Annotated in this window: 19 protein-coding genes; 7 read left to right on the forward strand and 12 right to left on the reverse strand. The window is 74.8% G+C overall.

Annotated features, from left to right (window positions below; all coding sequences use genetic code 11):
• Window positions 1-38: 38 nt before the first annotated feature.
• Window positions 39-407: an iron chaperone gene (locus tag AVL62_RS13770; protein WP_058892221.1), complete on the reverse strand. Its 369-nt coding sequence runs from the start codon at window positions 405-407 to the stop codon at window positions 39-41.
• A gap of 20 nt (window positions 408-427) precedes the next feature.
• On the opposite strand from AVL62_RS13770, the gene AVL62_RS13775 reads away from it, so the two are divergent.
• Window positions 428-1,318: a patatin-like phospholipase family protein gene (locus AVL62_RS13775; RefSeq protein ID WP_058892222.1), complete on the forward strand. Its 891-nt coding sequence runs from the start codon at window positions 428-430 to the stop codon at window positions 1,316-1,318.
• A gap of 81 nt (window positions 1,319-1,399) precedes the next feature.
• Here AVL62_RS13775 and AVL62_RS13780 read toward each other — a convergent pair whose 3' ends face one another.
• Both AVL62_RS13780 and AVL62_RS17565 read right to left on the reverse strand, forming a co-directional pair.
• Window positions 1,400-2,059 carry an alpha/beta fold hydrolase gene (locus AVL62_RS13780; RefSeq protein WP_062946266.1) on the reverse strand — a complete coding sequence of 220 codons (660 nt, stop codon included), beginning with the start codon at window positions 2,057-2,059 and terminating at the stop codon, window positions 1,400-1,402.
• Window positions 2,056-2,625, reverse strand: coding sequence for a VOC family protein (locus tag AVL62_RS17565; RefSeq protein ID WP_201023275.1), 570 nt, complete (start codon window positions 2,623-2,625; stop codon window positions 2,056-2,058). The genes AVL62_RS13780 and AVL62_RS17565 overlap by 4 nt, the downstream gene beginning before the upstream one ends.
• Window positions 2,626-2,721: 96 nt before the next feature.
• Here AVL62_RS17565 and AVL62_RS13790 point away from each other — a divergent pair, with 96 nt between their 5' ends.
• The 4 genes from AVL62_RS13790 to AVL62_RS13805 all read left to right on the forward strand — a co-directional run bounded on the left by AVL62_RS13790 (window position 2,722) and on the right by AVL62_RS13805 (window position 7,998).
• Window positions 2,722-3,162 carry an OsmC family peroxiredoxin gene (locus AVL62_RS13790; protein ID WP_058892223.1) on the forward strand — a complete coding sequence of 147 codons (441 nt, stop codon included), beginning with the start codon at window positions 2,722-2,724 and terminating at the stop codon, window positions 3,160-3,162.
• Window positions 3,163-3,288: 126 nt separating this feature from the next.
• Window positions 3,289-4,089: a crotonase/enoyl-CoA hydratase family protein gene (locus tag AVL62_RS13795; protein WP_058892318.1), complete on the forward strand. Its 801-nt coding sequence runs from the start codon at window positions 3,289-3,291 to the stop codon at window positions 4,087-4,089.
• 20 nt (window positions 4,090-4,109) lie between these two features.
• The gene (locus AVL62_RS13800; RefSeq protein ID WP_058892224.1) at window positions 4,110-5,495 is read left to right on the forward strand and encodes a DUF2254 domain-containing protein; all 1,386 of its coding nucleotides are present in this window, start codon (window positions 4,110-4,112) and stop codon (window positions 5,493-5,495) included.
• A 25-nt stretch (window positions 5,496-5,520) separates the two neighbouring features.
• Window positions 5,521-7,998 (forward strand): hypothetical protein, encoded by a 2,478-nt coding sequence (locus tag AVL62_RS13805; RefSeq protein WP_058892225.1) that lies wholly within the window; start codon window positions 5,521-5,523, stop codon window positions 7,996-7,998.
• Here AVL62_RS13805 and AVL62_RS13810 read toward each other — a convergent pair.
• From AVL62_RS13810 to AVL62_RS13820, 3 genes are read right to left on the reverse strand one after another with little or no spacing between them, the layout of a single operon-like run.
• Window positions 7,995-8,948, reverse strand: coding sequence for a class II glutamine amidotransferase (locus AVL62_RS13810; protein WP_058892226.1), 954 nt, complete (start codon window positions 8,946-8,948; stop codon window positions 7,995-7,997). The two genes, AVL62_RS13805 and AVL62_RS13810, sit on opposite strands and share 4 nt — an antisense overlap.
• Window positions 8,949-9,004: 56 nt before the next feature.
• Window positions 9,005-9,307, reverse strand: coding sequence for a putative quinol monooxygenase (locus AVL62_RS13815; protein WP_058892227.1), 303 nt, complete (start codon window positions 9,305-9,307; stop codon window positions 9,005-9,007).
• Between the two features lie 10 nt (window positions 9,308-9,317).
• On the reverse strand, window positions 9,318-9,722 hold the full coding sequence (locus tag AVL62_RS13820; protein ID WP_058892228.1) for an OsmC family protein: 405 nt from the start codon (window positions 9,720-9,722) through the stop codon (window positions 9,318-9,320).
• A gap of 72 nt (window positions 9,723-9,794) precedes the next feature.
• Between AVL62_RS13820 and AVL62_RS13825 the strand changes: the two genes are divergently transcribed.
• Window positions 9,795-11,033: a glycosyltransferase gene (locus tag AVL62_RS13825; protein ID WP_058892229.1), complete on the forward strand. Its 1,239-nt coding sequence runs from the start codon at window positions 9,795-9,797 to the stop codon at window positions 11,031-11,033.
• Window positions 11,034-11,140: 107 nt separating this feature from the next.
• On the opposite strand, the gene AVL62_RS13830 is transcribed toward AVL62_RS13825, so the two are convergent.
• Together AVL62_RS13830 and AVL62_RS13835 are read right to left on the reverse strand one after the other, a co-directional pair.
• A complete protein-coding gene (locus tag AVL62_RS13830; RefSeq protein WP_058892230.1) occupies window positions 11,141-12,316 on the reverse strand; it encodes a PQQ-dependent sugar dehydrogenase in 1,176 nt (391 codons plus the stop codon).
• A 23-nt stretch (window positions 12,317-12,339) separates the two neighbouring features.
• Window positions 12,340-13,521: a phosphotransferase gene (locus AVL62_RS13835; protein ID WP_058892231.1), complete on the reverse strand. Its 1,182-nt coding sequence runs from the start codon at window positions 13,519-13,521 to the stop codon at window positions 12,340-12,342.
• Between the two features lie 134 nt (window positions 13,522-13,655).
• On the opposite strand from AVL62_RS13835, the gene deoD reads away from it, so the two are divergent.
• A complete protein-coding gene (gene deoD / locus AVL62_RS13840) occupies window positions 13,656-14,375 on the forward strand; it encodes a purine-nucleoside phosphorylase (protein ID WP_058892232.1) in 720 nt (239 codons plus the stop codon).
• Between the two features lie 102 nt (window positions 14,376-14,477).
• Here the strand turns inward: deoD and AVL62_RS13845 are convergent, their stop codons facing one another.
• The 4 genes from AVL62_RS13845 to AVL62_RS13860 all read right to left on the reverse strand — a co-directional run bounded on the left by AVL62_RS13845 (window position 14,478) and on the right by AVL62_RS13860 (window position 19,257).
• The gene (locus AVL62_RS13845) at window positions 14,478-15,506 is read right to left on the reverse strand and encodes an alpha/beta fold hydrolase (RefSeq protein WP_058892233.1); all 1,029 of its coding nucleotides are present in this window, start codon (window positions 15,504-15,506) and stop codon (window positions 14,478-14,480) included.
• A gap of 38 nt (window positions 15,507-15,544) precedes the next feature.
• Window positions 15,545-16,417, reverse strand: coding sequence for an NUDIX hydrolase (locus tag AVL62_RS17935; RefSeq protein WP_235585709.1), 873 nt, complete (start codon window positions 16,415-16,417; stop codon window positions 15,545-15,547).
• Between the two features lie 11 nt (window positions 16,418-16,428).
• Window positions 16,429-18,138 carry a phenylacetic acid degradation protein PaaN gene (gene paaN, locus AVL62_RS13855; RefSeq protein ID WP_201023276.1) on the reverse strand — a complete coding sequence of 570 codons (1,710 nt, stop codon included), beginning with the start codon at window positions 18,136-18,138 and terminating at the stop codon, window positions 16,429-16,431.
• Window positions 18,139-18,249: 111 nt separating this feature from the next.
• Window positions 18,250-19,257: a hypothetical protein gene (locus AVL62_RS13860; RefSeq protein WP_235585710.1), complete on the reverse strand. Its 1,008-nt coding sequence runs from the start codon at window positions 19,255-19,257 to the stop codon at window positions 18,250-18,252.
• Window positions 19,258-19,336 lie beyond the last annotated feature (79 nt).

The following is a 19,336-nucleotide window of genomic DNA, read 5'->3' on the forward strand; positions in this document are numbered from 1 at the left end:
TGCCCCTCCGCAGGTGCCGGGCCGCCCGCCCGGTGCCGTCAGGCCGTCCCAGCGCCCCGCAGCCGGGCGAGGTGCGCGGCGGCGACGTCACCGACGAGGTCCAGCGGCAGCGCGGCGCCGTGCGGGAACTTCAGCGTCCCCCGGCCGGAGACGTAGGGGGCCATCCGCTCGGCCAGGTCCGGGTCCCCGGAGACGTCCGGCAGCGGGTAGACGGCCACGTGCCGGGCATACCCCGCGGTGTAGCAGACGGTCCGCCCGTCGAGGGTGAAGGTGAGGATGCCGTAGGAGATCTTCTCCCCCAGCCCCGGCGCCGTGGCGTGGACCCGGGCGCGGATGAGCTCCACCCGCTCGCGCGCGGTCGGCGGCAGCGAGTCCAGGTATGCCGTGACGGCCTCACCCTGGGCCATGGGGCCAATGTAGCCCTCCTATGCTCGGGTGTGTGGCTCAGACCGTGACCGACACCGCGCTGATCTTCGAGGGCGGAGGGATGCGGGCGTCCTACACCTCCGGGATGGTGGTGGCCCTCCTCGAGGCCGGCCTGCACCTGCCCTGGGTGGGCGGGATCTCGGCCGGGGCGAGCAACACGTGCAACTACGTCAGCCACGACCCGTGGCGGGCCCGGCACAGCTTCACCGACTTCGCCTCCGACCCGCGCTTCGGCGACTGGCGGTCCTTCGCCCGGGGGCAGGGGTGGTTCAACGCGCAGTACATCTACGAGGAGACCTCGCTGCCGAACCAGGCGCTGCCCTTCGACTGGGAGACCTTCGCGGCCGACCCCGCGCAGGTGCGCATCGGTGCCTTCGACGCGGTGGCCGGGGAGCAGGTGTGGTGGGGGCGCGAGGACCTAGCCTCCCTGCGCGACCTCATGGTCCGGGTGCGTGCCTCCTCGACGATGCCGGTGGTCATGCCGCCGGTGACCATCGACGGGCGGGTCTACGTCGACGGGGCGCTGGGCAGCTCGGCAGGGATCGCGCTGGACGCGGCGCGCGCCGACGGCTACGAGAAGTTCCTCGTCGTGCTCACCCAGGAGCGGGGCTACCGCAAGAGCGGGCAGCGGGGCGACTGGTACCTCCGCCGCCACTTCCGCCGCTACCCCGCGATCCCGGAGGCGCTGGCCGCGCGACCCGCCCGCTACAACGCGCTGCGCGAGGAGCTCTTCGACCTCGAGGCGAGCGGCGCGGCCTACCTCTTCGTCCCCGGGCGGATGCCCGTCGGCAACGGGGAGCGCGACGTCGCCAGACTGCGGGCCAGCCACGAGGCGGGGCTGGCGCAGGCGCGGGCCGAGCTGCCGGCCGTCACGGAGTTCCTCGGCGTCTGAGCCGCGTCCGTCGCACGAGGGGGTGCGTGCCCGCGGGTGACGCCGCGGCGACGCGGTGGGTGCCCGCTGCGGACGCTCCGGTCAGTCGTCGAGGAAGTCGCGCAGCAGCTCGACGAGCGCCCGCGGCGCCTCCTCGTTGAGGGCGTGCCCGGCGCCCTCGACGATCCGCAGCCGCGCAGAGGGTATGCCGTCCGCCAACGCCCGCGAGCCCGGCTGGTTGACCTTGTCCTTGGCCCCGACGAGCACCAGGGTCTGCGCCTGGACCCGCTCCAGGGCCTGCGTCAGGTCGGCCGAGCGGGTGACCTCCAGCGCCTGGAGCAGCCGCTCCTTGGACACGCCCGCGTCGGCCAGGCGTGCGGCCGGCACCAGCCGGAGCGCCGCCGACTGCGCGCGCATGGCCAGGCGAGGCGGTCGCACCTGCCCGGCGACGAGCACCAGGCGGCGCACCCGCTCGGGGAAGTCCGCCGCCAGCCGGGTGGCGACCATCGCGCCGTAGGACACGCCGCACAGGTCCACCTGCTGCAGACCCTCGAGCATGAGCTGCTGGTCGAGCGCCGCCGCGGCGTCGCTCAGGCCGAGCAGCTGCGTCTCGGTCGGGCGCAGCCCGGGCACCCAGGGGGTGAGGATCCGGCGGCTGCCGTAGAGGGGCACGACGACGTCCTCCCACGCCATCGGCGCCTGGCCGACGCCGTGCAGCAGCACGAGCGGGGTGGCCACGTCCTGCGCCTCGGCCCCGCTCACCGGCCGCCCTCGTCCTCGACGCCGGGCGGCACGCCGTCGTCCTCGTCGTCCTCGTCGGCCTGGTCGTCGTGGCGGTCGGCGCCGGCGCCGGGGTCGGCCCCGCGGCCCCCCGCACCGGCGTCCGCGTCGCGAGGGTCCTCGCAGTCGTCGCGCCCGAGCTCGGACTCGGGCGCGGAGTCGAAGCCGTGCTCCCCCTCGCCCTCGGTCCTGGACTCCACCTCCTCGCCGCCGTCGTGCGGGTCGCTGACGCAGAACTCGTTGCCCGCGGGGTCGACCATGACCGTCCAGCCGAAGCCGTCCACGTCGTGGGTCCGCACCACGTCGGCCCCCAGCTCGACGAGCCGGGCGACCTCGGGGGCCCGGTCGCCGCCGGCGAGGTCCAGGTGCAGGCGGTTCTTGCCGGGTGGGGTGCTCTCGACCCGCTGCAGCCCGATCGCGGGGGTACCGGCGAGGACGACGAAGTCGCCCCAGTCGGCCGCGACCTCGGTCTGCAGCGCGCGGGCCCAGAACTCCGCCAGTCCCTGCGGGTCGTCGCAGTCGATCGTCACCATGGTCACCGCCAGCATGGCCCCATCGTGTCAGGTGCGGCTGCCCGGCACGGAATGCGTCGACCCCGTGCCCGGTTGACGCGGAGGACAGCACCGCCGAGGAAAGGATGACGTATGCCCACGCGCACCGCACGCACCGACTGGACCGGCTCCCTGCAGGACGGCTCGGGGAAGGTCGAGCTCAGCAGCTCCAAGGTCGGCACCTACGACGTGTCCTTCCCGTCCCGCGCGGCGGACGACGCGGCCGGCACGACCTCCCCGGAGGAGCTCATCGCCGCCGCCCACTCCTCCTGCTACGCGATGCAGCTGTCCAACCTGCTCGCCGAGGCCGGCGGCACCCCGCGGGCCCTCGAGGTGAAGGCCGACGTCTCGCTCGGCGAGGACCCGGCCGGCGGCTTCCGCCTCACCGGCATCACCCTCACCGTGCGCGGCGAGGTGGACAGCCTGGACGAGGAGGCCTTCGTCCGGGCCGCCGAGGACGCCAAGGCCAGCTGCCCCGTCAGCAAGGCCCTCACCGGCGTCGAGATCACCCTGGACGCCGCGCTGGAGGGCTGAGCGGCCCGCCGGCACCGTCGGCCGGAGCGTTCACGTGAACGCCTGGGCCGACGACACGTCCGTCCCGACCGGCCCAGGCGTTCACCTGAACGCCTGGGCCGGTCCGTGTCTGCGATGCTCGCGGGTATGCCTCCGCCCCCGCCCAGCCAGCACGTCCGGGTCGACCGGGTCCACGACGGCGTGGCGCACGTCGTCCTCGACCGGCCGGACAAGCTCAACGCCCTCACGCTGCCGATGCTCGACGACCTGGTCCGCACCGCGCGGGCCCTCGGCCGCGACGACACCGTGCGGGCGGTCGTCCTCACCGGCGCGGGGGAGGCGTTCTGCGCCGGGCTGGACCTGCGGTCCGCGCTCGCCGACCCGGTCGGCATCGGCACCCGCTTCGTGCCGCGACCGTGGCGCGGCACCAACGTCTTCCAGGAGGCGTGCTGGGCGTGGCGTCGGTTGCCGGTCCCCGTGGTGGCCGCCGTGCACGGGCACTGCCTGGGTGCCGGGATCCAGCTCGCCCTCGGTGCCGACCTGCGCACCACCACCCCGGACGCGTCGTGGTCGGTCCGGGAGGTGCGGTGGGGGCTGGTCCCGGACATGACCGGGACGCGCTCGCTGGCCGAGCTGGTCGGCCTCGACGTCGCCCAGGAGCTCACCCTCACCGGGCGCCTCGTGCCCGGCGCCGAGGCCGGGGAGCTCGGCCTGGCCACCCGGGTCGGGGCCGATCCGGTCGCGCTCGCGCACGAGCTCATCACCCCCATGCTCGAGCACGACCCCCGGGCGCTGGCGGCCGCCAAGCGGGTGCTCCGGCATACCTGGACCTCCGGACCACGCGCCACCTTCGCGCGGGAGCGTCGTGCCCAGGTCCCGCTGCTGCGCCGCCTCGCCGTCCGCAGCGCCCGGGGTGACCTCCCCGGGCGGCGCGCGCCCACCCGGTGACCCTGCGACACTGACGCACCGTGACCGACCCCTCCCCTGCCCGGGACGACGCGCGCAGCGACGGCGACGACCTCGGTGTCCTGCCGCAGATCCGCCGGACGTCACGGTGGAGCCGGGTGTGGCGACCGTTCTGGGTGCTGCCGATGACCTTCGTCGTCGTCGCCACCGTCGTCGGCGCGGTGCTGCCGGAGTGGGAGCAGAGCGTCGACGAGCACCTGCCCTTCGTCTTCCAGGGCGGGGCGGACGGCGCCCGCGGCATGCTCAGCACCATCGCCGGGGCGATGATCTCGGTGACCGGCCTCGTCTTCTCGATCACCATGGTCGTGGTGCAGCTCGCGAGCAGCCAGTTCAGCCCCCGGGTGCTGGACGACTTCCTCTCCAGCCGCATCACCCAGTCGACGCTGGGCATCTTCGCGGCGACGTTCACCTACGCGCTCACCGTCCTGCGGTCGGTGCAGGGCGCCTCGGGCGAGGAGTCCTTCGTCCCGCAGATCTCGGTCACCCTCGGGTTCCTCCTCGTGCTGGCCAGCGTCGGCACCTTCCTCGCCTTCATCCAGCACATCACCACCTCGATCCAGGTGTCCTCCATCGTCACGCACCTGGGCAGCGCGACCATGTCGGTGATCGACCGCTACTTCCCGCACGCCGACGAGCCGGCCGCCCGCCGCCCGGACCGGGAGTGGGACCCGCCGGGGTCGGCGCCGGTGCTGCAGCTGGAGGCCGTGGAGCACGGCTACGTCGTGGAGATCGGCTACCGCCGGCTGGTCGAGTGGGCGGTGGAGCACGACGCGGTCGTCCAGGTGCTCACGCCGGTCGGGCGCTACGTCACCGAGGGGGCGCCGGCGGTGCGGATCTACGGGCTGGCGCTGCCCGAGCGCCGGGTGGTGATGAACGGCGCCGACGACGAGGAGCACCGAGAGCTGGACCGCCGCTTCGACCTCCGCACGGTGCGCCGGGCGATCGTCGTCGAGCAGGACCGGTCCTTCAACCAGGATCCCGAGCTCGGCGTGCGCAAGCTCGTCGACATCGCCGAGCGGGCGCTCAGCCCGGGGATCAACGACCCCACCACGGCCAGCCAGGTCACCAACGAGCTGCACCGCATCCTGCGCCTCGTCGTCACCCGGCGCGACCTCCCGGAGGTCGTCGAGCGCGACGGCCGGACCCGCCTGGTGCACCGGCCGCAGCGGGTCGCCGAGGTCGTCGACCTGGCGCTCGAGGAGCTGCTGCACTACGCCGAGGACTCGCTGCAGGTGCCGCGGCAGGTGCTCTTCGTCCTCGGGCGGCTGCGCCCGGTGGCCCTGCCGGAGTACGCCGAGGTGCTCGACCACTGGGAGCGCGTCGCCCGGCGGATCGTCGAGCGGGCGCGGGCCCAGGACGAGCAGGCCCTCGTCCGGCGGGGTCCGTGAGCGGACGCGGCATACCCTGACCGGCATGGACGGTCAGATCGAGGTCCGGGGCGCCCGGCTGCACAACCTGCGCGACGTCGACGTCGACCTGCCGCGGGACGCCCTCGTGGCCGTGACCGGGGTGAGCGGGTCGGGGAAGTCGAGCCTGGCCTTCGGGACGATCCACGGCGAGTCGCAGCGGCGCTACCTCGACTCGGTCGCGCCCTACGCCCGGCGCCTGCTGCACACCGCGATCGACCCGCAGGTGCGCGACGTGCACGGGCTGCCCCCCACGGTCGCCCTCGAGCAGGGGAGGTCGGGCGCCGGGGCGCGGTCCAGCGTCGGGACGGTGACCACCACCGGGGCGACCCTGCGGATGCTGCTGTCGCGGTGCGGGAGCTACCCGACGGGCGCGCCGCACCTCGACTCCGACCACTTCTCCGCCAACACGGCGGTCGGCGCGTGTCCGGGCTGCGGGGGGCTCGGCGTGGTGCACGAGCCCACCGAGGCGTCGATGGTGCCGGACGACACCCTCTCCATCGCCGAGGGCGCGGTCGCCGCGTGGCCCGGGGCGTGGCTGGGCAAGAACTACCGCGACATCGTCGCCACCCTCGGTCACGACGTCGACGCGCCCTGGCGCGAGCTGCCCGCGTCGACGCGGGAGTGGATCCTCTTCACCGACGAGCAACCCGTCGTCACCGTGGTGCCGGTGCGCGACGCGGAGCGGATCAACCGGCCCTACCAGGGGACGTTCTCCTCCGCCGCGAGGTATGTGCGGCGCACCCTCGCCGAGACCAGGAGCGCCACCTCCCGGCGCCGGATGCTGCGCTTCGTCGAGACCCGCGCGTGCCCGACCTGCGGCGGGCGGCGGCTGCGGCCCGACGCCCTCGCCGTGACCTGGCAGGGGCTCGCGGTCGACGAGGCCGCGGCGCTGCCGGTGGCCGGGCTGGTCGAGGTCCTGCGGGCGCGTCGGCTCGAGCTGACCGGCGAGCCGGGGGCGCCGGCCGGGGTGGACCAGGACGGACCCGACGCGCGGGCGCAGGCCGAGTCGGTGCTGGTCGCGGACCTGCTGGGGCGCCTGGAGCTGCTGCTCGACCTGGGGCTGGGTCACCTGTCGCTGGACCGCCCGGCCGTGGGCGTGTCGACCGGTGAGCTGCAGCGGCTGCGGCTGGCGACCGCCCTGCGGTCGGGGCTCTTCGGGGTGGTCTACGTGCTCGACGAGCCGTCGGCCGGGCTCCACCCGCGGGACGTGGACCAGCTCCTGGAGCTGCTGCGGGCGCTGGTCGCCGCCGGCAACACCGTGGTGGTGGTGGAGCACGACATGGCCGTCGTGCAGCGGTGCGACTGGGTGGTCGACGTCGGCCCGGGCGCCGGGCGGGACGGCGGGCAGGTCCTCTGGTCCGGCCCGGTGGGCGGGCTGGGCGGGGTCGAGGGATCCCCGACCGCGGCCTACCTGCAGGAGCCGGTGCACCCCGGCGAGGTGCTGGGCGACGCGGCGCCGGGCGAGCGGGCGCCGACCGGGACGCTGGAGCTGAGGCGGCTGGACCGGCATACCGTGCGGGGTGTCGACCTCGACCTGCCGCTGGGCGTCGTCACGGTGGTGACCGGGGTGTCCGGATCCGGCAAGACCAGCCTGCTCGACGCGGTGCACGACGTGGTGGGCGGCCGGCTGGCCCGGGTGGAGGACGTCGAGGGTGAGCGCGGCGCCGACCCGGAGGACGAGGACGGCGACGGGCCGCGGGCCGCGCCGCGGTCCGGCGGGCAGGCGCGGGCCGTGGGTGACGGGGCGCCGACCCGGGTGGTGCGGATCACCCAGAAGCCGATCGGGCGGTCGCCGCGGTCCACGCTGGCGACCTACACCGGGCTGTGGGACGCGGTGCGCCAGGCCTTCGCCGCGACCCCGGAGGCCCAGGACCGCGGCTTCACCGCCTCACGCTTCAGCTTCAACACCACCGCCGGTCAGTGCCCCACCTGCGGCGGGGAGGGCGCGGTCGCCGTCGAGCTACTCTTCCTGCCCGGCACGTATGCGCCGTGCCCGACCTGCCACGGCGACCGCTTCGGGCCGGAGACGCTGGAGGTCAGGTGGCACGGGCACACCGTCGCCGACCTGCTGCGGATGAGCGTGCGCGAGGCCCGGGAGGCGCTGGCCCGGCTGCCCGCGGCGGCCCGCGCGCTCGAGGCCCTGGACGCGCTGGGCCTGGGCTACCTGCAGCTGGGCCAGGCGGCGACCGAGCTCTCCGGAGGGGAGGCGCAGCGCATCAAGCTCGCGACCGAGCTGCAGAGGCGTCGCCGCAGCGCGACGCTCTACCTCTTCGACGAGCCGACCACCGGCCTGCACCCCGCCGACGTGCACCGGCTGCTGGCGCAGCTGCACGCCCTGGCCGGCGCGGGGCATACCGTGGTGGTCGCCGAGCACGACCCGGCGGCCGTCGCGACCGCGGACGTCGTGGTGCAGATGGGTCCGGGGGCCGGGGACGCCGGCGGCCGCGTCGAGGAGGTGCGGCGGGTGCGGGCCGGGACCTAGACCGAGAGCTCCCTGACCGTCCTGGTGACCCGCCCGCCCTCGTTGCGCAGGAAGAGGATGTGGCCGAAGTCGAGCGTCGACCAGCCGTCGGTGTCCTCGGTCAGGGCCTCGGAGGCGAAGATCGCGCCGGTGGCCTCCTCCTCCCCGTCGCCGGTCTCGAAGGCGTACGTCGAGGTGTCCTGGTCGAAGCCGGTCCCCATGAGGTAGTACATCGGCTCCAGGAGCATCGAGAGGCTGTGCTCGTCCGTGCCCGGCTCGGCCCGGCGCAGCTCCTGCCAGTCCCCGCTCGGGCCGGTCTCGCCCTCGAGCCCGAGCCCGCCGTTGACCCCGATGACCCGGTCCTGCGACACCAGCGCCAGCTTGAGCTTGGTGAGGCCCGGCAGGCCGAGGGTGTCCATGGCGCCCGCGACGAGCCGGATCAGCTCCTCCACCGCTCGCTGGACGTCCTCGTCGCCGTCGCCGTCGAGCAGCGAGAGCAGCAGCACGTAGATGAACTCGGTGTCCGTCGAGCCCGCCATCTGCTCGAGGTACTCGTCCTTGCAGTGCTGCAGCAGCTCGCGCTGCAGGATCTTCCAGCCCGGCAGGTAGCCGTTCTGCGCGACGATCCAGCGGGTCCCCTGGAACGAGAACGGGTGGCAGTTCTCGTCGGCGAGCACGACCTTCGCGTCGTAGGCCGCCGCCCGGACGTGCGCCAGCATGGTGCTCGCCCGCAGGCTCGGCACGATGCGCTCCACGTTGTCGTCGTAGAACGCCGCCATCGGCCGCCGGTAGATGAACGGCTCCTGCGGCTTGGCCAGGTGCTCACCCCAGGCGCCGAACCCCCACCCGGCGAGCTGGAGCTCCGGGTGGCTCTCAGGGTCGAGGGCCTGGTTGACCAGGCTGTTCGCGGGGGTGAGGAGCAGGTTCTCCAGCGGGGTCTCCGGCCCGATGAAGGCGAGCACTCGGCACATGGGGGTCCTCTACTGACGGTGGGGGTGGGTGCCGACAGCCTAGGGCCCGCACCGGGTCAGTCCCGCAGCGGCGACCCGACGACGTCGAAGCTGAACCCGCCCATCCGGCCGGACAGCAGCGGACGGGCCTCCTGGATCGACGCCTGCACGCTCTCCAGACCCAGCGAGGCCTCGTGCGCCGCGGCAGACGTCCAGAGCTCGGCGACGAAGACGGTGTCCGGGCTGTCCTCGCTGACGCCGACCTCGTAGAGCAGGCACCCGGCCTGCTCGAGCTCGGGCGAGCGGCGGGCGAGGATCGCGACGAGCTCGTCCCGCCTGCCGGGGACCGCGTCCAGGGTGCCGACGTTGGCGAAGGTCATGCGCCCGACGCTACAGGGGACCACCGACGGACGTCCTGAGCACCGGCGCCCCCTGCCGCAGCGCCCGCGGGGTCTCCGCGACGGCGTCCACCCGCTCGACGAGGCGGGTCCGGTCCGCCGCGGACGCGCGCACGTCGAGGTGCACGGCATGCCTCACCCCGGTGGAGCGCCAGTCGTCGTCGAAACCGCCGTCGGCGGTGACGGCCACCCCGTCCACCTCGATGCCGAGGGTCTGCGCCTCCCGGTAGGTGTCGTTGAGCACGCAGAGCGCCACCGACAGGTGCAGCAGCTGCGCCCCGTTGGTCACGGGGCCGGCGACGACGCCCTCGTCCGTCCACGCGTGGGCCAGCACGATCCCCTCGGCGGCGCGCAGCGTGCCCGCCGTGGCACGCACCCCCAGGGGCGACAGGTCCATGGGGCCGACGGTACTCCTGCGGCGCGGCTCCCGGCAGGCGTCGGCCGCCGGTCCTCCTGCGAGGATGGGGGTATGCGGATCGCGATCCTGGCCGGGGGCAGCCGGGGCGACTACCAGCCGGTGCTCGCGGTGGGCCGGGAGCTGCGCTCGCGCGGTCACCAGGTCGGGGTCACGGCCTCCAGCGACTTCGCCGGGAGCATCCACGCGGCCGGGCTGGACCTCGAGGAGGTCCGGGTCGACGCCATGCGGATCTACCGCGAGGGGACGGTCGCCCAGATCATGGCCGGCGCCGACGTCGGCCGGCAGGTCGCCGCGCTGCGCCACCAGGCCGAGGCCATGGCGCCCGAGCTCGCGCGGGTGCTGCTCGACCTGTGGCCCCGCTACGACGCGGTGGTGTCCACCGCGCTGACCTTCGGGTGGGCCGGGCAGCTCGCCGCCCGTGACCCCCGGCCGCACACGCTCATGCTCTTCGTCCCCGCGCTGCCCTCGCCCTGGGGCGACGCCAGCATGTTCGCCACCCGGCAGGGCCGGTCCGCCCGGAACCTCCTCGACGGGCTCCGCGCGCTCCGGCCGGCCATGGCGATGGGCTCACCCGTCTCCGCCGCCCTCGCCGACCACGGGGTGCCGAGCGGCTCCGGGGTGCGGGCGGCACGGCATACCCTCGGCGTGCGGACGTTCGTCGCCCACACCCCGCAGGTGATCGCGCCGCGTCGCGTCAGCGGACGGCGCATCGTGCTCACCGGCTACCCCTTCCACGACTCCCCGGCCGGGACCACGCTCGGCCCGGAGCTCGAGGGCTTCCTCGGGGCCGGGCCCGCGCCGGTCTACGCCGGGTTCGGCAGCCAGAGCCTGCCCCAGACCCGGGCGGCGCTGGGGCACGCCGTCGAGGGCGCGCTGGCGGCCGGGCACCGCGTCGTCGCGCTGCGCGGCACCGGCCTGGAGGAGAGGGATGACGAGCGCGTCCTCTTCGTCGACGGCGCCCCGCACGACCTCCTCTTCCCCCGGACGGCCGCCGTCGTCCACCACGGCGGCGCGGGGACGACCGCTGAGGCGCTGCGCTCCGGGGTGCCGCAGGTCGTCGTGCCGTTCGCGCTGGACCAGCCGTTCTTCGGGCGTCGGGTGCACGAGATCGGCGCCGGGGCGCGACCGGTCGCGGTGGGGCACACCTCGGTCGAGGCGCTGCGGCAGGCGTTCACCACCACCGCCGGCTCGCCGGTGCGGCGCCAGGCCGCGCTGGTCGGCGCCCGGGTGCGTGCCGAGCGGGGCGTCGAGCGCGCGGCTGACTGCATCGAGGCGGCCTTCCGGGGCTGACCGCGCGTCCGGTGTGGTCTGGCCGCGCGTCCGGTGTGGTCTGACCGCGCGTCCGGTGTGGTCTGACCGCGCGTCCGGTGTGGTCTGACCGCGCGTCCGGTGCGGCCCTAGCGCGCGTCCGGTGCGGGCCGGGGGGTGACGCGGAGGACGACGTCGCCCTCGCCGTTCGAGGTGGTCACCCACAGCGCCCCGTCCTCGTCCAGGGTCAGCGAGCGCAGCCGGCCGTAGTCGCCCTCGAGCTCGGCCATCCGGTCCTCCCCGACGACCTGCTCGCCGTCCACCCGCAGCACGCCGACCCCGGAGTCCTTGAGCTCGGCGACGGCGAGCGCCCCCTCCCAGGCGCCCCACCGCTCGCCCTCGAGGAAGGCCGCACCGCTCGTCGCGTGCGTCCGGTCACCGCTGCTCCACGCCGCCTCGACCGCGTCGGGGAAGCGCTCGGTGTCGGTCATCGGGACCGACTCGTCGTAGCCCGGGCCCGGCGCCCAGCCGTAGTTGGCGCCCGACTCCAGCACGTTGACCTCGTCGTCGACCGAGGAGCCGTGCTCCACCGACCAGACCGTCCCGCTGCCCGGCTGCGCCGCCAGTCCCTGCACGTTGCGATGGCCGTAGGTGAGGATCCGCGGGTCGCCGTCGACGAAAGGCGCGTCCGCCAGCGGCTCACCCTGCGGGGTCACCGCCAGCACCTTGCCCCCGAGGGAGTCCAGCGACTGGGGGTTGGCCTCGTCGGCCGCGTCCCCGGTGCCGACGTAGAGCGTGTCGTCCTCCAGCAGCAGCCGGCAGCCACCGTGGCGCCCGGTGGTGATCGGCATCCCGGCCACCACCACGCCGTCGGCGCCCGCGCTGGTCGCCCCCTCGTCGAGGGTCCACCGGGTGACCCGGACGTCCTGCGGCTGACCGCCGGACTGCGTCGCGTGGCACAGGTATGCCGTCTCCCCGTCCGGTGCGAGCGCCATCCCCATGAGCCCGGACTCGGACCCCACGAAGAGGTTGGGGATGTCGATCGCGACCTCCCGCACCTGCCCGTCCTCCAGCGCCAGCAGGCGGCCGCTACGCTCGGTCACCAGGGCGGTGCCGTCCGGCAGCAGCTGGACGTCCCACGGCAGCGCGAGCCCCTCGGCGACGACCTCGACGTCCAGGGCCGGGCCTGCGTCGTCGGCCTCGCCCCCCGCCGCGACGTCACCCGCCCGGGCGTCCTCGCCCGAGCCGGCCGCACACCCCCCGAGCACGAGCGGAACCGCCGCGAGCAGCAGCAACGCACGGCCCCGGATCTGGTGGTCACCCATGACTCGACGGTACCCGCGCACCCTCACAGCGGCAGGTCGAGCACCTGCGCCAACCGCTGCACGGACCGTCCGGCCTGACGCTCGTAGACCGCGCTGCGCGGGTGCCCCTCGAGCCCCGCGCGCCGCAGGGCGTAGGCGCTGAGCTGGAAGGCGTGCGCGAGCGCCAGCTGCTGGGCGTGCCCCAGCTCGCCGGGAGCCAGGGGCCAGGCCCAGCGGTCACGGACGTCGCCGAGGGTGCGTCCGGGATCGCCGGAGAACAGGTGCAGCCGGGCGGCGTCGAGCATGACCGGGGCGACCCCCGCGCGCTCCCAGTCCACGAGCACCAGACCCTCGGGGGTGCGCAGCACGTTGGAGGCGACGAGGTCGCCGTGGCACCACGACGTGGCGACCGTGCCGCCGGCCGCCAGGAGTCCCTCCACGGCGTCGGCCACCGGGGGCGGCACGATGCCGGTCCCCACCGTCTCCTGCCACCGCGCCCGCCGCGGGGCGTCCCACCAGTCGACCAGCCGCAGCTGCTCGACGCCGTGGGCGACGTGCACCTGACGCAGCCGTTCCAGCAGCTCGGCCGCCGCGGTCGCCAGCGAGACGCCGGTGGCCAGCGGGGCGCCGTCGACCCACCCCTCGACCAGCCAGCAGGCGCCGTCCGGCAGCACCCCGTGGGCGACGAGCGGGGGGATGAGGTCGGGGTCGCTGGCCCCCACCACCCGGTGGGAGGCGCGGATGCGGCCCTGCCGGACGAGGTCCCCCGACCCGTCGACCGCCAGGGTCAGCCGGCGGGAGGCGTAGGCCGCCCGCAGCTTCACCCCGCCCAGCAGGGCGAACTTCGCCAGCACCACGGCGTCCGCCGCCACCGGTGCGGCCAGGCGCTCCGCCCCGGTCACCGGAGCCGGTGACCCGGGGAGCAGGCTGTGCACCAGCTCCGGGGCCGGGGCCGGCAGCAGCGCCCGGCCGTCCGCGACGAAGGTGCGGGGCAGGTGTCGTCGGGGCAGGTCGGGCGCGACGCGCTCGACCTGCCGGACGAGGTCCAGGGCGACGACGTGCGGGTCGGCGCGCCAGGCCGCGCGTCGCTCCCGGGTCCTCAGCCAGGCTCCGCGCGCACGGCCCGCGGCCCCCCGGACCCGGGCCGCGGCGCCTCGCACCCGCACCGCCCCCGGCAGCGAGGACGAGGCGCGGCGCACCCGGTCACGGGCCGTCGGCTTCGGCATACCTCCTCCTTCCGGCGGGACCGACCCCACCATGCCCGGAGGAGAGAACGATGAGAAGCCGAACCGCCCGGTGGCGGGTGACCGGGCCGAGCGGGGGTGGGACGCGCGCACCGCGAGCGCCTACCCTGAGGCGGGTGAGCACCCACATCGCCGCCGAGCCCGGCCAGATCGCCCCCCGTGTCCTCCTGCCCGGTGACCCGCTGCGGGCCCGGTGGATCGCCGAGAACTTCCTCGACGACGCCGCCTGCTACTCCGAGGTGCGCGGCATGCTCGGCTTCACCGGCACCTACCGGGGCGAGCGCGTCTCGGTCCAGGGCACCGGTATGGGGCAGCCGTCCGCGTCGATCTACGTCAACGAGCTGATCAGCGAGTACGACGTGCAGCAGCTCGTCCGGGTGGGCTCCTGCGGGGCGCTCACCGAGCGGCTCGCGGTGCGCGACGTCGTGCTGGCGCAGGCCGCGGCCACGGACAGCTCGATGAACAGCCTGCGCTTCGGGGGCTACCACTACCCCGCGACGGCCCACTTCGGGCTGCTGCGGGCCGCGGTGGAGGCGGCCGAGGAGGCCGGCGCGCCGCACCTGGTCGGGACCGTCTTCTCCTCGGACAGCTTCTACCACTCCCGCCCCGAGCTGACCCAGAAGGTCGTGGAGTACGGCGTCGTCGCGGTCGAGATGGAGGCCGCCGAGATCTACACCCTCGCCGCGCAGCACGGCCGGCAGGCGCTGGCCGTCTGCACCGTCTCCGACCACATCGTCACCGGCGAGGAGACGAGCGCCCAGGAGCGCGAGCAGACCTTCGCCGACATGGTCACCATCGCCCTGGACGCCGCGCTGGCGACGCCCCTGCCCGCCTAGCGGACGGCATACCCCCCGGGCACCCTCGCCCCCCTCGCCCGCCCGTTCTGGACATAGGTTTCTGGGCGACGGGTCCCAGAAACCGATGTCCAGAACTGCAGGTCAGCCCTGCAGGAACGCCCGGACGTCCCGCGCGAAGCGCTCCGGGTGCTCCAGGTGGGGGCTGTGCCCGCAGTCCTCGTAGACCACCTCGGTGCACGCGCCCGCCCGCTCGAGCACCGCGCGCACCTGGCTCACCATCGGCTGCGTCGGGCAGATGTCCTCCCCCGGGTAGCCGGGCACCGCGCCCAGCTTCCCCAGCTGGGCGAGGTCGAACATCGAGGTGTCGGAGACGATCTGGTCGGCGTCGCCGCGGATCCACAGCACCGGCGGGGCGGTGTCGAGGTCGGCGAAGCCGGACTGGTCGAGGTACTTCGGGGACAGCGCGTTGTTCATCCCCGTCGTGCCGGGGCCCACGCCGGGCCAGTTCTCGCTGGTCGTCGTGTCGCCGGGGTAGACGTCGTCGCCGACGCAGGTCTGCAGCATCGCGTCGAGGTATGCCTCCTCCACCTCCGGCGCGAAGGTGAACCCGGGCGCGACGTAGAACGTGCGCAGCGTCGTCCGCGGGCTCGTCGGCTCCTCGCCGCGGTCCCCCGCCTTCAACGCCTCGCAGAAGGCCGGGTTGGCGGTGCCGCCGCCGCTGCCGGCGAAGTCCTCGGCGACCGGGCGGCCGTCGAGCCCGGTGCTGCCGCCGAAGCCGAACGGGCTGCCGGGTGCCTCGAGCACGACGCGGCGCACCCGGTGCGGGTGGTCGATCGCCAGCTGCAACGCGACGTTGCCGCCGGCGGACCAGCCGAGCACGTCGACGGCGCCCTCGATGCCCAGGGTGTCGAGCAGGGCCGCGACGTCGTCGGAGAGGTCGGCGACACCGCGGGTGGCGTCGATGGTCGCCCGGGCGGAGTCGCCGTAGCCCCGGACGTCGGGGGCGAGGACGTGGTGGTCGGCCGCGAGGTCCTCGATGAGCCGGTCGCAGAAGGCGGAGGAGGAGACGTTGCCGTGGATGAGCACCAGGGTGGGCGCGCCGGCGTCGCCCGCCTCCCGGACGGCGGTGGTGGTGCGGGCGGTCGGCACGGGACGCGCGGCGGTGGTCATGCGCGCATCCTGCCAGCCGCCGACCGCGACCGCACCCCTCAGACCGGCAGCCCGTCCTCCAGCTCGCCGGGGCCGTCGGCGAGCACCGAGCGCAGGTGCCGCGCGACGTAGGGCGCGACGTGCTGGTCGACGTCCTCGGGCCGCACCCAGTGGACCGCGCGCAGCTCGCTGCGCTGCAGCGACGCCCGTTCGGCGAGGTCGGGGTGCGTGCCCAGGTCGTGCACGAGCAGCAGCGCGTCGTCCCACTGCCGGTACGGCGGCAGCCAGTTGACGGTGAGCAGGTCGCCGACGCGCAGGTCGACCCCGAGCTCCTCCCTCACCTCGCGCTGGATGGTCTGCCGGGGCGACTCGTGCGGGTCGACGACCCCTCCGGGCAGGTCCCAGTCGGTCTTGTAGGTCAGCTCGCAGAGCAGCACCCGGCCCTGGTCGTCCCGGACCAGGCCCTGCGCGATGAGCCGCTTGCGCGGGAGCGTGGCGTTGAGCATGCCGAGGAAGGCGCCCGGCTCGCCGGGCGCAGGGTCGTCGACGAGACGGGCCAGGCGCAGCAGGTCCACCGGCACCCCCCGGTCGTTCGTGCCCCGTCCCCGGCTCACGCCCTCCGGGCGCAGGCCGGCGCGCTGCAGGGTGCGCCGGGTCTCGACGTCGTCGGCGCGGACCTCCGCCTCCACCCGGTGCCGCCCGGCGGTGAAGGCCTGCTCCACCAGGGCCAGCAGCGCGAGGACGGCCTCGTCGGGGTCCCGGTCCCGCAGCCCGGAGAGCCCGGCCAGCATGACCACCCCGTCGGTGACGGCGCGCAGGCGGACCGCGGCGGGCTCCACCTCGGCGGGCGCCCGGCCGTCCGGGGAGAGGCGACCCGCCCCCGCGGCCCCGTCGCCGGTCGGTGACGGGGAGGGGCGCTCGGCGGTCGGCATACCCTCAGGCCTCAGACGTGGCGCCGGCTGGTGATGACGCGGAAGCGGTTGGACACGAAGGCGGCGTCCGAGTAGGCGGCGTTGGCCGCCGGGTTGGCGCCGGTCCCGTGGAAGTCGGAGAACGCGGCCGTCTGGTTGACGAAGATCTGACCGGTGAGGTTCTCCGAGAGCGCCACCCCGGCGTCCGCGGCGGCCTCGCGCGCGTCGTCGAGCACCTGCTCGTCGGTGGAGTAGACCGCCGCGGTCATGCCGCCGTGCTCGGCCACCGTCTGCGCGAAGCGGTGCAGCGAGTCATCCGTGTCCGTGGTGCGCACGACGAAGGCGACCGGCCCGAAGCACTCTCTGGTGTAGGCCGCCTCGTTGCCGGCGTCGACCCCGATGAGGGCGGGGGTGCGGACGACGGCGTCGGGGTAGCTCGGGTGGGTCACGGGGCGGGAGTCGAGGACGACGTCGCCCCCGAGCTGCCCGGCGAGGGCGGGGATGTCGGTGGCCCGGCCGCGGACCTCGTCGTTGACCGTCGCCCCGAGGATCTCGACAGCCTTGGCGTCGTCACCGGTGAACCGGCTGATGGCCTCGCCCAGCCGGTCGGCGAACTCCGCGGCGCTGAGCTCGCCCTCGTCGGTGCGTACCGTCGGCGGCACGTAGACGTTCTGCGGGGCGGTGCACATCTGGCCGGAGTAGAGGGAGAAGGAGAAGGCGAGGTTGCCGAGCATGCCCCGCAGGTCGTCGGTGGAGTCGACGACGACGGTGTTGAGCCCGGCCTTCTCGGTGTAGACGAGCTTGCCGGCGCCGGCCGCCTCGGTCTCCAGCCAGTGGCCGAACCCCGGGCCCCCGGTGTAGTCGATGATCTTCACCGCCGGGTGCAGCGCCAGGTCCTTGGCGAGGGTGCCGCCGTCGTCCTCGGCGGCCAGCTGGACCAGCGCCGCGTCGAAGCCCGCCTCGGCGAGCACCTCGCGGGCGACCTGCACGGTGATCGCCAGCGGGAGGACCGCCTGGGGGTGCGGCTTGACGACGACCGGGTTGCCGGTGGCGAGGGAGGCGAAGATGCCCGGGTAGGCGTTCCACGTGGGGAAGGTGTTGCAGCCGATGACGAGGGCCACGCCGCGGGGCACCACCCGGTAGTCCTTCTGCATACGGATCGGGTCGCCCTTGGCCGGCTTCTCCCAGGTCACGGAGGCGGGGACGCGCTCCTGCTCCTCCAGCGCCACGACCACCGCCTCGAGCGCCCGGTCCTGCGCGTGCGGGCCGCCGGCCTGGAAGGACATGACGAAGGGCTGCCCGGAGGTGTGCATGACGGCGTGCGCCATCTCGTGCGAGCGCGCGTTGATCCGCTCGATGACCTCGGTGAGCACGGCGGCGCGGACCCGGGGCCCCGCGTCGCGCCAGGCCGGCATGGCGGACCGGGCCGCCTCCATGGCCGCGTCGACGTCCAGCTCGGGGTAGCGCACGCCCAGCGTCGGGCCGTAGGGGCTCTTCTCCGAGCCCACGCTGGTGCCGGTGGTGGGCTGGCCGGCGAGGCCCGCGAAGTCGGTGTTGAGCGCCTCCTGGTGGGCGAGCTGACCGCGTTCCGGCGCGCCCTCGCCGTACACCCGGGGGCTGGGCGACTCGGGGTAGCGGCTGAAGTAGCTGCGCTCCCGCAGCGCCCGGGCCGCGGCCTCCAGGGTCTCGCGGTGGGTGTCCAGCAGGGGGTGTGTGGACGACGTCGTCGCGGTCTCAGCCATGATCCTCAGCGTAACCGCGGCCTTCGGCGGTCGCGCAATCACCGCCCCTCGCAGAAGTGGACATAGGAATCTGGGGAGCGGGTCCCAGAAATCTTTGTCCAGAAGTGCTCGTCAGCCGGCCCGCCTGCGCCGGGCACCGCGGATGGCGCGCTCGACCTGGTCCAGGAAGGCGTCCGGCTGCAGACGCAGGCCCAGCACGGGGACGACCAGGGTCACCAGGCCCGGGTCGCCGAGCTGTATGTCGTTGCCGCGCAGGGCGTCGTCGATGCCGGTCAGCCCCTGCATGTGGTGCGCGCCGTGGATCTCGACGTGCAGCCCGAGGTCCTCCCAGAGGACGTCGAGGTAGACACGCCCGCGGGGTCCGCGCCGCACCGCCTGCCGGGTGGGCTCGGGGAGACCCCGGGCTCGGCAGAGCGCGGCGAAGTCCAGCTCGTTGAGGGAGTGGACCCCGTCGCAGACATCGTTGATCACCGCCTCCAGGAGCTCACGCCGGGAGGAGGCCACGACACCGCGCCACCGCTCCAGGACGGCGGGCGGGCTGACGAGGTTTTGCTGCACGGTCATCGCGATGATCGTGGCGGCCTGACGGTCGGAGGCGGCCCACTCGGCCGCTCGGAGGACCGCGACCTCCGGCCGGGTGCGCCGCAACCCGGTCCGGATGGCCGGACCGACGTCCCGCACGCGGTGGAGGCGCACCCCGTCGATGTCGCGGGCGACGACGTTGTTGGGCACGCTCACGTCGACCGCCGAGGGTGTGAAGTGCTCCAGCCCGGCGACGACCAGGGAGCTGGCACCGTCCAGGACAGACGACGAGGTGGACTCCCAGAGGGCACGCCACAGCACTCCTTCCCCCTCCGGGACGGTGCCGTGCACCACCACGGTGTGACTACCGCCGCGGTGCCACACCCCGCGCTCGATCTCGGCGCGGATGTCATCCGTCGTCAGTCCCGCCCGCAGCAGGTCTCTCCGGCGAGCCACCCCGCCGTGCTGGTCGGCCAGCTCGACGGCGACCCGCTGCCGCCAGTCGAGCCTCGCCCGCGACCGCGCCCTCCGCTCGGCGCGGGCGAGTCGGCCGTACTGCTGGCGGTCCAGGTGCGGCGGGACCGGCTCGACGTCCATACCCTCAGCATCCCGGTGTCGGCCGGGCTCCGACGGAGTTGTCCACAGGGCGGGGACCACGCCGTTCTGGACATAGGAA

The sequence above is a fragment of the Serinicoccus chungangensis genome, assembly GCF_001483745.1.
GTDB lineage: Bacteria > Actinomycetota > Actinomycetes > Actinomycetales > Dermatophilaceae > Ornithinicoccus > Ornithinicoccus chungangensis_A.

What these genes read in the sequence shown, in the direction of transcription:
- AVL62_RS13770 (WP_058892221.1), bottom strand. Translation starts at nt 407, where the DNA reads ATGGCCCAGGGTGAGGCCGTCACGGCATACCTGGACTCGCTGCCGCCG.
- AVL62_RS13775 (WP_058892222.1), top strand. Translation starts at nt 428, where the DNA reads ATGCTCGGGTGTGTGGCTCAGACCGTGACCGACACCGCGCTGATCTTC.
- AVL62_RS17565 (WP_201023275.1), bottom strand. Translation starts at nt 2,625, where the DNA reads ATGCTGGCGGTGACCATGGTGACGATCGACTGCGACGACCCGCAGGGA.
- AVL62_RS13790 (WP_058892223.1), top strand. Translation starts at nt 2,722, where the DNA reads ATGCCCACGCGCACCGCACGCACCGACTGGACCGGCTCCCTGCAGGAC.
- AVL62_RS13795 (WP_058892318.1), top strand. Translation starts at nt 3,289, where the DNA reads ATGCCTCCGCCCCCGCCCAGCCAGCACGTCCGGGTCGACCGGGTCCAC.
- AVL62_RS13805 (WP_058892225.1), top strand. Translation starts at nt 5,521, where the DNA reads ATGGACGGTCAGATCGAGGTCCGGGGCGCCCGGCTGCACAACCTGCGC.
- AVL62_RS13810 (WP_058892226.1), bottom strand. Translation starts at nt 8,948, where the DNA reads ATGTGCCGAGTGCTCGCCTTCATCGGGCCGGAGACCCCGCTGGAGAAC.
- AVL62_RS13815 (WP_058892227.1), bottom strand. Translation starts at nt 9,307, where the DNA reads ATGACCTTCGCCAACGTCGGCACCCTGGACGCGGTCCCCGGCAGGCGG.
- AVL62_RS13820 (WP_058892228.1), bottom strand. Translation starts at nt 9,722, where the DNA reads ATGGACCTGTCGCCCCTGGGGGTGCGTGCCACGGCGGGCACGCTGCGC.
- AVL62_RS13825 (WP_058892229.1), top strand. Translation starts at nt 9,795, where the DNA reads ATGCGGATCGCGATCCTGGCCGGGGGCAGCCGGGGCGACTACCAGCCG.
- AVL62_RS13830 (WP_058892230.1), bottom strand. Translation starts at nt 12,316, where the DNA reads ATGGGTGACCACCAGATCCGGGGCCGTGCGTTGCTGCTGCTCGCGGCG.
- AVL62_RS13835 (WP_058892231.1), bottom strand. Translation starts at nt 13,521, where the DNA reads ATGCCGAAGCCGACGGCCCGTGACCGGGTGCGCCGCGCCTCGTCCTCG.
- AVL62_RS13845 (WP_058892233.1), bottom strand. Translation starts at nt 15,506, where the DNA reads ATGACCACCGCCGCGCGTCCCGTGCCGACCGCCCGCACCACCACCGCC.
- AVL62_RS17935 (WP_235585709.1), bottom strand. Translation starts at nt 16,417, where the DNA reads ATGCCGACCGCCGAGCGCCCCTCCCCGTCACCGACCGGCGACGGGGCC.
- paaN (WP_201023276.1), bottom strand. Translation starts at nt 18,138, where the DNA reads ATGGCTGAGACCGCGACGACGTCGTCCACACACCCCCTGCTGGACACC.
- AVL62_RS13860 (WP_235585710.1), bottom strand. Translation starts at nt 19,257, where the DNA reads ATGGACGTCGAGCCGGTCCCGCCGCACCTGGACCGCCAGCAGTACGGC.